We start from the raw sequence: 12,661 nt of genomic DNA, 5'->3' as shown, positions 1-12,661 counted from the left end.
GGAACGCGGCATCAAAGTATTTCGTCAATGGCCGACATGCCACCAGTGATCGGTCGGTCAAATCATCGCAAGTCGCCGCCTGGTTTGGTTGTGACGACCAGACCGCCGGCAACGACCAGGTAACACGCCGGCTAACATCGGACGCTTGGCCCGCTTAGCGGCTGGCCAAACGCTGTGCGTCGAAATCGAAATCCACTTGGTGGGTCTGTCCTTGGCGAACAGTGATCGAACGCGTTTGCGTGACGGGCGTCCCGTCGACGTCCACGGTCACTTCGATCGTGTAGTCTTCCCAGACCTCACCTGCTTTCAACGTCCGAGTCCGGAACGTACGCGTTGCTCCCTGACCCGACGTTTCATTGCCAGCCAGAACGACCTTCGCGTCCTGGGGAACACGAATCGTCACGACCGTTTCTTCGACCGATTCCGCCTCTTCCGAAACAATGGTTTCGTCCACAACTTCGGCGGACTTGGCATCGAAGAACAGTCGCTGCTTGTCGCCCGGACGCATCTTCACCGTTTGCGTGTCTTCGATGGTCTGGCCGTCTTGCTGGTACTGGACTTTCACGACGTAGGTGTAAACAAAACCGTCCTTCAATCCACGCGACAAAAACTGGCGAATTTCGCCTTCGCTACGGGTGCGATGTCCGTTGACTTCCAACACAGCGTCTTCGCTGGGAACCGCAACGGTCAACAAAGCCGCATCGCTGAGTGAATTGGTAGAAGCAAACCGCGCCGATCCGTACTGGATGCTTGCGTCCGATTCGCCTTCGGCCGAAACGTCGGGGGTTTGAATCGAGTCCGATGGAACGAAGCCATCGCCGGGAGCGGACGAATCCACCGGAGCGCTGTAATCCATCGGTGCACCACTTTCGACCGGAGCACCGTATTCCACCGGTGCGCCGTATTCGACTGGCGCCGACATCTGCGGTTGGATTTCGTAACCGCTTTGAATCTGAGACGATTCATAACTGGGCGATTGGATCACGCCAGAGACCACGGGAGCGGAGTAGGACGACACCGATCCGCCGCTGCTGCCGCCGGAAGATCCGTAGGTCGCGCGTGCGGCGGAATAGCCGCCGGATGAACCGCCGCTGCTGGCTCCGCCACTGCTGGCCGAATAAGCGTACGAGTAAGAAGCGTACCCACCAGAGCTGCCGCCGCTGCTGGCACCCGCCCAGCGGGCACGGATGGCCGCCTTCTTGGCATGAATGTGATCGGCCAATCGACGCAACGGCCCGACATGTCCGCCGCTGCTGGCGCCACCGCTGCTGGCCGAGTAGGAGTAGGCCGCATAGCCGCCGGATGAACCGCCGCTGCTGGCACCACCACTGCTGTACCAGGCCGCTCGCTTGGCAGCAATCTTTGCTTTCAAGTGGCTCAACACCGGATGATGCCCGCCGCTGGATCCATATCCGCCCGACGAAGCGTACCCGCCCGAAGACCCGCCGTAAGAAGCGTATCCGCCGGAAGATCCATAGCCTCCGGACGATCCGTAACCGGCCTGGGCCGCTGAAAACGGAATCGAGGCCGCCACAACGGCACAGATTCGAATCCAAGCTCGAATGCCACGCTGTTTCATCGTCTTGTTTGCCTGAATAAAGTTTGGTTTCCGATCCCATGGAATGCGCACACGCGTTCACATCAATTCTGCGAACTTATGCCACACCCGTTAGCCATGTTAGGATAGCGAAGGGGAATGTCGGATCAAGCATTTCAGGCGATTTTTGCGGCCTGGGCGAAATAGAGAACACTGTAGCGATGTCCGGCCACCACCGGTGCCGCAGTCGGGGGATGCCCCCCGGTTGTCCGACGGGCTCAGTGAACCTTTTGGATTGAGATCGAATCGAAGTCAGCCGTTCCGGTGGCTCCGAACAGTCCGATCCGCAAAATGGCCTCGCGAGTCTGCAGGGGAATGCGAATCAGCTTGCTGGTTTTTCGCCACGGCCGCGTACCTTTGAACGGCCCGATCCAGGAAGTGCCCAAGTCCCGACGCTGATCGTCGTACAGACTGATCGCAATCATCGCCATCGCGTCGGGCGCATCGCCCGCCACCACAGCGTCGGTGCGGACCGAGCCGGACAAGCGAATCGTGGTGACCTGCCGTCCGTCGATCGCGACTCCTTGCAACAGGTGTGAGCTAAGCCCGGGGGTCTCGTTTTCGCAGCGGACAAACCCAGAACCTTCATCGGCCTGGCCGACGTCAATATTGGCTTTCAGCAATCGGACTTGGCGGCCGTAATACCAGCCCGGGACGAAGTCGTCGTTCGATGCATCGGATCCGGCGACGGTTGATCCGGCCGAAGCTTCGGCTTCAAAATCACCATTGACCACCGACGGGTTTGCCGGATCGGGCTGGACCTTGCGTTCATCTTCGGCCTGTCCAGTCATCGGGACAAACAGCGTGGGGCGCAAACGTTTGCGCTGTAGCTGTCCGTCCTGTTTGACCAAGCGGTACAGCGACTGCTGATAACGTTGTCCAACCGGAATGATCATTTGGCCGCCTTCGCGAAGCTGATCGACCAGCGGCTGAGGGATCGATTCAGGGCTGCAGGTCACGATGATTTTGTCGAAGGGCGCCGCATCAGGCCAACCCAAGAATCCGTCGCCGATTCGGGTGTGCACGTTCTCGTACCCCAATCGCTCGATCGTCTTGGCGGCTTGGCGTCCTAATTCGTCCACGATTTCGATCGTATAGACCTGATCCACCAACGGGCTTAACACCGCAGCCTGATAGCCACTGCCCGTCCCGATTTCCAAGACCTTGTCGGTGGGTTGCGGATCGATGGCCTCGGTCATCATGGCGACGATGAAGGGGCTGCTGATCGTTTGCGAGCTGCCGATCGGCAGTGCCATGTCCAGATAAGCCCGTGGAACCTGCGTGGCGGGAACAAATTCGTGCCTCGGCGTTTGGCGGATCGAATCCAAAACCCGCGGGTCAGTCACCCCCGCGTTTTCGATTCGGTCGCGAACCAACCGCTGCCTCGCTTCGGCGTATGGATCGTCATCATCACAATGGGCAAAGCTTAAGGGCACGGCAGACAAGCAAACGAAACTGGCAATGGTACAAATCGACTTGATTGACATTGTTCCTTCAAACCAACCAAACGACGCAACGAATGAGGGAGCGACACCACATGGCACCGACGATCAATCGAATCAAAAAAGGGACCAACCAACAAGCCGTTCACGCGTCGCGTCGATGGACGTGACGGCCTGTTGGATCATCCCCGCAGTCAACGTGTCGACGTGGTCCGTAACAACACGGGCACGCCAAAAATTTCTTGAAACAGCCCTGATGCTTTCTGCATCGCCAAACGTTCCAGTGATACGTCTTCCACATCAGGAACGACGATCACCAGCCGTTTTTCTTCCCGCAAGCAGCGAATTTCTCGAATCCGTCCGCTTCGAGTGTCATTCAGGGCAATGGCCAATCGTAACAACGCCGCCGCCTTGGCTACCGCCACACGGTCGTCCCGATTCAAATTGCGATAGACCTCATGCGACGGCTGGGGAAACGCGCGGCGATAGTATCGGGCGATCAAACCGACCAAGTTCTTTTCGCTTTTGGACAGCCCGAACAATTCGCTGTTTCGAATGATGTAAAAGGCGTGCTTGTGATTGCTTTGAACGTTGATGAACAATCCAATCTCGTGCAGCAATGAAGCCACGTACAACAAGACTTCGAAACGCTGGCTAAGTTTGTGTTCGTCGGCCAATTCGGTGAACAGACGCCGTGACAGTTCGGCCACGCTGTTGGCATAGGACTCGTCATAATCGAAACGACGCCCAAGCGCCCGAGCCGATCGAATGGTCTGGTCCCTGAATTCGCTGGTCCAGTCACCGCCGCTGGCCATATCACGAAGCAACCCATCGCGCAAATTGGCTTCGCACAAATAGACTTCGTCCAGCGAAAATCGCTCGGTCAGCAACGAATACGTCAGCAAAGCCGGCCCCAACGTTTGCGCGTCCAGGAAACTGGCCCCGTATTGCTTGACGATTTGATCTTCGTCCATCCGCAAGACTTTGTCGGCGAATGCGCGCAGATCCGCCGTGTCCAGTCGGGTCAATGACACGCCGTCCCAGTCAGGCAACAAACAGTGACCGGCGAAACGCATATCGCCACCCAATGCGACCAAGTGAATGGGCCCGTCCACGCGAACCTGGTCGGCCATGCGCATCAACGTGCGTTTGATATGACTTTCCAATAAGCCGCGTCGCGCCGAAGCCGTTGCCCGAGATCCCCGCAGGGTTTCTTGTAAACGCAACGCCCCCAGTCGAAACGATTCGCTGTGCAGGACGTTACCGCCACGAATCACGAGCAATTCGGTGCTGCCGCCCCCCATTTCCACCACGACGACTTTGCGTGGATCTTCGAATGCGGCGGAATGAAGGTGTGGCATCACGCCCATGAACGTGATGCGGTTGACCTCCGCTTCGTCCATGACTTCGACATCCAACCCGGTGGCCACATAGACGCGATCAATGAATGCCAGACGATTACTGGCTTCACGAACCGCACTGGTCGCCACCACACGAACGCGATCGGTGCTTTCGATGCCATATTCCAACAGAGTTCGACGATAGCGTCGCAAGATCTCGACCGACTTTTCGATCGTCCCACGTGTCAGAAAACGCTGGTTGAAACTATCGCGGCCCAGTTCAACCGGCTGGATCAATGAATCCAATTGCCGGACAGCGCCACCGGCGTGAATCTCGGCGACGGCCATTCGAATGCTGATCGCGCCGATATCGATCACGGCCACCACCTCGCTACGCCGGACGCGACCACTTTTCTTCGTCGCGGGACTTTTGGCGTTCCGCTTTTTGACGCCCTTTTTGCGGGTGGCTTGTTTCTTGGTGGTGGGCGAATCTGCCATTGCGTTTCTTTGACCATCCCTTCGATAGAGCGAACCACGATCGGACGAATTCATTCGGACCGTGAGATCACAGGCAATTTCCGTTCCGCCACGAACCGGCCAGACGCATGCACAGATGACTTCTTTACGCCAACCGGGATCAACACAAGTTTATCCGATCAGCTGGTGTCGCGTCAGAGCGTCGCGAACCTGGTCCAGCCCCATCGCGACCTCGGCAACCCAGCCGCGTTGTCGCGCCGCTTCGACGTTTTCCGGTTTGTCGTCGACGAAGAAGATTGACGACGGCCCGCAATCGGCCATCGATTCGGCCGCCTGATAGATCGCCGCGTCGGGCTTCATGCTGGCCACACGACAGCTAAGAACGATCGGATCAAAACCGGAATCCAGAAACGAATACGCTTGGCGATTGATCCAATCCCAGTGGGCTTCACAAGTGTTCGACAACATGCCGACGCGACCGACCCGATCCCGCGTTTGAACGACCACCTGGTCCATCCCGTCAACCGCGGTAAACATATCGCTGACCGCGTCCAATACCGCAGCAACGCCAGCTTGATCACCGCCCTTGGCCTGACTCAGCCAGTCCGGACGACCGCAGCGCCGACAAACCTCTTCGGCGTATTGTGCCCCGGTGATCTCTCCATGCTCAAATCGTTCCTGCAGATCCGCCCCGTGCAACACGTCATCAGCTGCTGCCAGATCGACCGACAATAATCCAGCCAGGTTGGACGAAGCCAATGAGCGATCAAAAGCACACAGGATGTTCCCCAAATCGAAATAGACGATTCGAATATCACTTGAATTCACGGATCCAGTCTTCGCAATCGGATTTCGCGGTACCAGGCTTCGGTCGGCGGTCCACTGTGAATTTGCAAGCCGATCACTCCGGTGCGTTCGATTGTATCATCGTCTTCGCGATAGTCGACGGTTTGCGTCCCATTCAAATAGATCTGAATGCGATCGCCGCGACAGATCACACGCATCTCATTCCATTCGCCGGGACGAACAAGCGACTTGGCCAACTCGGCGTCGGGTTCGGCCAGCATTTTGCGACGTCGTGATTCGTCATACAGCGCGCCCCAAACTGGACGCTTCCAAGCAATGCCGATATCGGCTTGATATCCGCGCACTTCGGTTTCGTCGGGAATTCGTTGCGAACGGAACTGCACGCCCGCGTTTTTACCTTCGCCGACCAGCTTGGCTTCGAAACTCAGTTCAAAGTCCCCGTAGGATTCGCGGGTGCAAAGAAAATAGTTATGCGGGATCTTTTTCTTCAACGTCCCGGCAACGATGCAGCCGTCTTGGACTCGGAAGTACTGCGGATCGCCTTCCCAACCGTCCAAGCTGTGGCCGTCAAACAACCCGATCCAATCGCCCGTGGCAACGGGCGAATCGGCATCCGTGGTGTTCGCGCACATCAACACCACCCACGGCAGCATGCCGGACACGAAAACCATCATCCAACGACGTTGAAAACGCATGCTGAACACCATCAAAACTGGAAAACGAATAAGCTGCGTCCGCGGAGGCACGGCGGGCCGCCGACTGAAAAATTGCCACTGCCGACAACACATCGGAATTTCGCCAGGCGAACCCAAACCGGCGGGACAGGGTCACCTGGAACACGCCGTTTTAACCGATCCCCAAGCACTGTGGGGTCCCTGGCATGGTTGTGGCCGACGCCGAGCATTGTTGCAGCCGACTCCGCCTGGTCGCTGCCGTCCTTGGCTCGGCGGGACGGTCCCACCATAATCGCAAGCCCCCGCCCGGCGTCAAACACACCGACGCCGGCCATCGACGCCCGTTCCCTTCACACTTTTTTGCTCCCAACGCCGCAATGTCCACAGCACTGAACAAATACAGTTCACGAATCACCCAACCGAAAAGCCAAGGCGCGTCACAGGCCATGCTGTACGCCACCGGCATGTCGTCCGAAGACATGAACAAGGCACAGGTTGGTATCGCCAGCATGTGGTACGAAGGCAACAGCTGTAATATGCACCTGCTGGACTTGGCGGGCGATGTCAAAGAAGGCGTTGAAAAATCCGGCTTGGTCGGCATGCGGTTCAACACGATCGGCGTCTCCGACGGGATCAGCATGGGCACCGAAGGGATGTCCTACAGTTTGCAAAGCCGTGATCTGATCGCCGATTCGATCGAAACCATCATGGCCGCACAGTGGTACGATGCGCTGATCGCGCTGCCCGGTTGTGACAAAAACATGCCCGGGTGCCTGATCGCCATGGGCCGATTGAATCGCCCCGCAATCATGGTTTATGGCGGCACCATTCGTCCGGGATCTTACAAAGACGAAAAATTAGATATCGTCAGCGCGTTCCAGTGCTACGGGCAATTCATCGCCGGACAGATCAGCGAAGATGAGCGGCAAGAAATCGTGCGACGCTCCTGTCCCGGTGCGGGCGCTTGTGGGGGCATGTACACGGCCAACACCATGGCGACGGCAATCGAAGCTTTGGGGATGTCGCTGCCCTATTCGGCCAGCATTCCCGCCGAAGACCCGGACAAAAAAGACGAATGTCATCGTGCCGGCGAAGCGATCCTGGAACTGTTGAAAGCCGATATCAAACCACGCGATATCATGACACGCACGGCGTTTGAAAACGCGATGGTCACCGTCATGGCCTTGGGCGGTTCGACCAACGCCGTTCTGCACTTGATCGCGATGGCCCGCAGCGTTGACGTGCCGCTAACCATCGACGATTTCCAAAGCGTCAGCGATCGTGTTCCCTACCTGGCCGACCTGAAGCCCAGCGGGCGGTTCGTCCAAGAAGACCTACACAGCATCGGCGGCACCCCAGCGGTCATGAAGTACTTGCTGAAAGAAGGGCTGATGGATGGATCGTGCTTGACCGTAACCGGCAAGACGTTGGCAGAAAACTTGGACTCAGTGCCCGGCTTGAAAGAAGGTCAAACGATCGTGCACACGGTTGACGCACCGATCAAGAAATCGGGGCACCTTCGAATCCTGAAAGGCTCGCTGGCTCCCGAAGGCGCTGTCGCGAAAATCACCGGCAAAGAAGGACTGCGGTTTAGCGGCCCGGCGCGGTGCTTCGACAGCGAAGAACTGATGCTGGCCGCTCTGGAACAAAAGCAAATCCAGAAAGGTGACGTGGTCGTCATCCGCTACGAAGGCCCCAAGGGCGGCCCCGGCATGCCGGAAATGTTGACCCCGACCAGTGCCATCATGGGCGCGGGCCTGGGCAGCGACGTCGCCATGATCACCGACGGCCGCTTTAGCGGCGGCAGCCACGGATTCATCGTCGGACACGTCACTCCGGAGGCCCAAACCGGTGGCCCGATCGGGCTGCTGCAGGACGGTGACGTTGTCACGATCGATGCCGAAACGAATTCGCTGGACGTCGATGTCAGTGAAAAAGAATTGGACGTACGGCGTGCAACGTGGCAAGCACCGCCGCTGAAAGCGACTCGTGGCACCCTGCACAAGTACATCAAAAACGTGAAGACCGCCAGCGAAGGCTGTGTGACCGACGAATAGGCGATCGCCCGAAGCGGCGCATGGCTACCGTTGCGGCGAAGGGGTCGGTGTCGGCCCCTTGGCCCATTTTAAAAAGGCGTCCACAAAGGATTCCACGGTGACGCCATAGGCGCCTTGAAAGCTGGATTCGAACGGCTGGCCCGCGTTCATCTGCCGAATCATGGTTTGAAATCCACGGCGTCGCGGCGGTGCCATCATCGCACCGGCCACCGCGATCGATAACGCATCAACTTGCTGGGCCGGCAGACGTTGTTGCAATAGGTCGCCCGCATTCTTGGCGGCGATCGCCGCTTCGCGTTGGGCCGCCAACAAACGACTGCGGCTGTCACGGTCCAGTTTTCGAACACGGTCATTGGCGATCGATTCGCCCACACCACCGGCCAGCCACTCCGGCACGTCGGCGGCCCGCGTCGCCATCGCCATGGAAAACAGCGGCCCGGCCAAGCGGTCTCGCAGCCCTTCATCATCCAAATCCGGCGTCACCACCAACGACGCATACGCCAGGATGGCGTCGGATCGAAAGTGGGAAACCCACTGGGCGGGAATGCTGCGTTGTTCAACCATCTTGGAGAACTCCGCGTACTCGTAGGGTCGCGGAAATACGAACAGAGTCGCGCGGCCCCGAAAGTACTCGCCTTTATCCGTCCCGGATGCCGCCGGGATCACCGAACGCACGACTTTCATCTGTCCGTCGGCCACCTTCCCAATTTCCTGTAGCCGCCTTTCGGTCATCGGACCGATGACCAAAAAGTGGTCCGACTCCACCGTTGCCACGCCATCGGGCGCAACCATCCGTAAGGACTCATCGGCGTGTTGCCGCCTTCGCTCGTTTCGCTGGTCGGTGGTTGCCGATGACGCCCATGCCTGCATCGATGCCGTCTTCAAATCTTGGCCGGGACGAACCGCGTCGTCCTTGGCACCTTGGTCGATCCAGCGGCTGATCAACTGAATCGACTCTTCGGGAACGCGTGGCCGTCCACCGGGCGGCATCAAGTCACCGCCTTCGCCACGCATCCGCAACACCAAACCACTTTCGTCGCCGCTGCCGGCGATCACCGTGTCGCCTTCATCGCCCCCACGCATCAATCCGGCAAAGGTGTTCATGTTCAACCCGCCGCGCACCTGCCCGCCACCGACATGACAACCGCCGCAATGTTCAATCAAAACGGGCGCCACATCACGAACAAAGGACACCATGCCGGATTCACCTTCGGCGTCGCCCGTCGCGGAATCGCCGTTGCTGCTAGCCATGGCTGGTGCGTCGTCGGACGTCGCCGTCGCTTCCATTTCCTTTTCGGGCAAAGATGAGGCCAGCGAAGCGTCGGGGTCCAATTCAGCCCCCGGCAACATAGCGACCTCCGGTGCAACCCCCGGTTCTTCCTGCCACCATGCTGTACCATCATCGATGCGAATCGGTGGCAACCGGACGCCTTCCAATTGCAGCATGACGTGTGCATTTCGCATGCGAGACAACAAATCCGAGGCCTGTTCCAACACCGCTTCACGCTGGGCGGGTTCCGTTTCGGCCAGTGTCGCGTGCAGGGTGGACGAAGCGGTCACCAAAGCTTGACCGGCAGCGACGTATTCACGGTTCCGATAGGCCACCGCGGCTTTCGCCAACTGGTCTTTGGCCGTCGCTAGTCCTTCGGTTGCAGTCTGGGCGGTGGCGTCATAGGCGAGGCAAAAAAAGACCATCCATGCCAAAACGCAACTGGTCCCTGGCTGTGATGAGATCCGTAAAAACGACATGAACCACGTTCGAATAATCACGAGAAGCGGACGAATACTGCAGTTTGTAACGCGAATCGATTCTAATTGTGCTCGACCGAGCCCGTCGAATCCGATTCAGCCCCCATTGCCCGATCCCACGTCCGCCTTTGACTATCGGCGGATGGAGCGGAAAGTCTGCCAATTTTTTGCAGTCCGCAACCGAATCACCACGTGTTTCGGCAGGAAGACAAACAAGATTGATTCGGTCGCAACGAATGTCCGTCAAAGCGTTGATGATACAACACGCTTGCCCGCAACTTCGTCAATCAACACCACCGACCGGCAAGGTCAGCTGAAATCAATACGCTAGCCCCCGAAACGATCACGTCCGATGACCATCGCGTCCGGCAACACACCATTGCCCCAAGGGTGCTGTCGGTCTGGCGAATGACGTTCGGCCTATTCGGTGGACCGGTGATCGTCGTCCTTGCGCTCGTCGCCGCCTTGCTGGCTTGGTCACAGGATTCAGTGCTGGCCCGGGGGGTGATCGCTGCAGGATCAATCGTCGTGATGGCGACACTGGCTGTTGGCCTTGGCCCAGGCTTGGCACTGATCCAACGATCATGGTCGTATCGCTGGACCGACGACGTGTTTGAATTGGGACACGGTGTGATCTGGCGACAATCGGTGTCCATTCCAATTTCGCGATTGCAACATGTTGATATCCACCGCGGTCCGCTTGAACGCCGGGCCGGCTTGGCCACCCTGGAATTGCACACCGCGGGAACACGCCACGCCAGTCACCGTCTGCCCGGTTTAGAACATGCCGATGCGATCCAGTTGCGAGATGAACTTTTGAAACGGATTCGTCATCAAACGGAACGGCCCCATCAATTGGCACGGCCCCTTCAACTGGAATGGTCCAGTGACGACGACACCTGACGCCGTTTCCGGCACGAATGATCCACCGCCGGTCATGGCGACAAAGGCTCAAGCCGATGGATCCCTACGGTTGCACACCGCAACACTTTGGTTGCCCGTGTTGGAAAACCTTCGACGTTCGCTGGTTCCGCTGGCGGTCGGATGTTTGGTCATGACGCCGCCCGTTGCGATCGCATTCTATGCTTTGTTTTTCGTCGCGCCCGTTGTTCTGTACTTCGCGATCCGGTACCTCACGCTGACGTATCAAATCCGCCAAGACGCCTTGGTGATCCACACCGGCTGGCTGGCACGACGCGAACGACGCATTCCGTGGGACCGAGTCCAGGAAGCCAAACAAGAGCAAAGTCTGTTCGGCAAGCCCCTGGGTTTGACTCAATTGACGCTGAAGACCGCCGGCAGTGATGACGAAGAAGCCTCGCTGAACGTCATCACGTCCAAGCAAGCCGATCAAATCCGCCACCGCATCCTTTCCGGACAGTCAGTTGCACCGGAGATCCAGTCCACCACAACCACTGACCACCAAGCAATCGCGAGCCACTCGGATTTTGACGAATCATTGACCGCTAAAGAACTTTTCCTTGGCGGTCTGACATCGCAGTTGATTGCGGGGATTTTTGGTGTGCTCGGTGCCATTGCCTACTTCCAGCTTTCCTGGGGTGGCCCGTTTGATTGGCTGGGCGGACCGAAGGATTGGCTGGAACATGTGCCGGCCCCGCCATGGGTCGCGCCCATGGAACAGGCCACCGAAACATTGCGATCGCAACTGCCCAGCCTGGGACCGTTTGACGTCCTGATCGACCTGGTGCTGTCGGAGACGATGTTCAAGAGCGTCACGTTGGCGGTCCTGTCTATGATCGCGGCGACCGTCGCGTTTGTCGTTCGATACCATGCGTACGAAATTCGCCGCACCGGTGACCGGTTGGTTGTGGCTCATGGACTACTGACGCGCCAAGAAAGCAGCCTTTCGCGTCGCCGGATTCAATCATTGAAGCTGGAAGAAAGCCCACTGCGTCGCTGGGCCGGACTGGCGTCAATCCGTGTCGATAATGCAGGCGACCATCGCGAAGTCGACGAGAACAAAAACCGCAGCTTGCTGGTCCCTGCCGCCGAGCGGAACAAAGCAATCGAAATCGCCGGACAAGTCATCGGCAGATTTCCGATCGATCAGCCCGGATGGCAAAAAGTGTCCCCCAAAGCCATCGGCCGCGGGACACGGTTGGGTTGCCTGATCTATGCCGCCGTCTTACTGCAAATTGCGTCTTGGTCGTTGATTCTGGCCATCGGTCTGTCACCAGGCTTCGCTCTGGTCTACCTATGCAATCGCCAGTGGTACCGACACACCGGATACCGAATCGGTGACCATAACGTGATGTACCGCAACGGCTGGATCAGCCGAGTGACGTTGGGCCTGCCGATCGATAACATCCAGAATCTGCGAATCAGCCAATCGCCGCTGGATCGTCGCCTGGGCTTGGCCACGCTTTCGATCGACACGGCAGGCCAATCGAACACCGGCGGCGGACCGGTGATCCGAAACTTGACGTTGTTGACAGCCGCCCGCTTGCGACGCCGACTGGCCAAGCGTATCGCCAACCAGCCGTTTCGCTGGTGACCG

At 58.3% G+C, this 12,661-nt stretch carries 9 protein-coding genes; 3 read left to right on the top strand and 6 right to left on the bottom strand.

Annotation, left to right across the window (positions count from 1 at the left end; translation table 11 throughout):
* Nucleotides 1-154: 154 nt before the first annotated feature.
* The 5 genes from HFP54_RS01320 to HFP54_RS01300 all read right to left on the bottom strand — a co-directional run bounded on the left by HFP54_RS01320 (nt 155) and on the right by HFP54_RS01300 (nt 6,358).
* Nucleotides 155-1,579: a TIGR03000 domain-containing protein gene (locus HFP54_RS01320; RefSeq protein ID WP_168563784.1), complete on the bottom strand. Its 1,425-nt coding sequence runs from the start codon at nt 1,577-1,579 to the stop codon at nt 155-157.
* A gap of 236 nt (nt 1,580-1,815) precedes the next feature.
* Nucleotides 1,816-3,084, bottom strand: coding sequence for a protein-L-isoaspartate(D-aspartate) O-methyltransferase (locus HFP54_RS01315; protein ID WP_146411819.1), 1,269 nt, complete (start codon nt 3,082-3,084; stop codon nt 1,816-1,818).
* Nucleotides 3,085-3,233: 149 nt separating this feature from the next.
* The gene (locus HFP54_RS01310; protein ID WP_168563783.1) at nt 3,234-4,877 is read right to left on the bottom strand and encodes a Ppx/GppA phosphatase family protein; all 1,644 of its coding nucleotides are present in this window, start codon (nt 4,875-4,877) and stop codon (nt 3,234-3,236) included.
* A gap of 150 nt (nt 4,878-5,027) precedes the next feature.
* Entirely contained in the window at nt 5,028-5,684 is a 657-nt protein-coding gene (locus tag HFP54_RS26065) for an HAD family hydrolase (RefSeq protein WP_168563782.1), read from the bottom strand.
* A complete protein-coding gene (locus HFP54_RS01300; RefSeq protein ID WP_168563781.1) occupies nt 5,681-6,358 on the bottom strand; it encodes a 3-keto-disaccharide hydrolase in 678 nt (225 codons plus the stop codon). The genes HFP54_RS26065 and HFP54_RS01300 overlap by 4 nt, the downstream gene beginning before the upstream one ends.
* A gap of 356 nt (nt 6,359-6,714) precedes the next feature.
* Here HFP54_RS01300 and ilvD point away from each other — a divergent pair, with 356 nt between their 5' ends.
* A complete protein-coding gene (gene ilvD / locus HFP54_RS01295) occupies nt 6,715-8,394 on the top strand; it encodes a dihydroxy-acid dehydratase (RefSeq protein WP_146411813.1) in 1,680 nt (559 codons plus the stop codon).
* A 24-nt stretch (nt 8,395-8,418) separates the two neighbouring features.
* On the opposite strand, the gene HFP54_RS01290 is transcribed toward ilvD, so the two are convergent.
* Nucleotides 8,419-10,143: a c-type cytochrome domain-containing protein gene (locus tag HFP54_RS01290; RefSeq protein WP_168563780.1), complete on the bottom strand. Its 1,725-nt coding sequence runs from the start codon at nt 10,141-10,143 to the stop codon at nt 8,419-8,421.
* A 408-nt stretch (nt 10,144-10,551) separates the two neighbouring features.
* Here HFP54_RS01290 and HFP54_RS01285 point away from each other — a divergent pair, with 408 nt between their 5' ends.
* Nucleotides 10,552-11,046: a PH domain-containing protein gene (locus HFP54_RS01285; RefSeq protein ID WP_168563779.1), complete on the top strand. Its 495-nt coding sequence runs from the start codon at nt 10,552-10,554 to the stop codon at nt 11,044-11,046.
* Entirely contained in the window at nt 11,030-12,658 is a 1,629-nt protein-coding gene (locus HFP54_RS01280) for a PH domain-containing protein (protein ID WP_168563778.1), read from the top strand. Before HFP54_RS01285 ends, HFP54_RS01280 begins: the two co-directional genes overlap by 17 nt.
* Nucleotides 12,659-12,661: the final 3 nt, after the last annotated feature.

The organism is Crateriforma spongiae (genome assembly GCF_012290005.1).
In the GTDB taxonomy this organism is placed as follows: domain Bacteria; phylum Planctomycetota; class Planctomycetia; order Pirellulales; family Pirellulaceae; genus Crateriforma; species Crateriforma spongiae.
This window is presented reverse-complemented; position numbering and strand designations above follow the sequence as displayed.

What these genes read in the sequence shown, in the direction of transcription:
- HFP54_RS01320 (WP_168563784.1), bottom strand. Translation starts at nt 1,579, where the DNA reads ATGAAACAGCGTGGCATTCGAGCTTGGATTCGAATCTGTGCCGTTGTG.
- HFP54_RS01315 (WP_146411819.1), bottom strand. Translation starts at nt 3,084, where the DNA reads ATGTCAATCAAGTCGATTTGTACCATTGCCAGTTTCGTTTGCTTGTCT.
- HFP54_RS01310 (WP_168563783.1), bottom strand. Translation starts at nt 4,877, where the DNA reads ATGGCAGATTCGCCCACCACCAAGAAACAAGCCACCCGCAAAAAGGGC.
- HFP54_RS01300 (WP_168563781.1), bottom strand. Translation starts at nt 6,358, where the DNA reads ATGCGTTTTCAACGTCGTTGGATGATGGTTTTCGTGTCCGGCATGCTG.
- ilvD (WP_146411813.1), top strand. Translation starts at nt 6,715, where the DNA reads ATGTCCACAGCACTGAACAAATACAGTTCACGAATCACCCAACCGAAA.
- HFP54_RS01290 (WP_168563780.1), bottom strand. Translation starts at nt 10,143, where the DNA reads ATGTCGTTTTTACGGATCTCATCACAGCCAGGGACCAGTTGCGTTTTG.
- HFP54_RS01285 (WP_168563779.1), top strand. Translation starts at nt 10,552, where the DNA reads ATGACGTTCGGCCTATTCGGTGGACCGGTGATCGTCGTCCTTGCGCTC.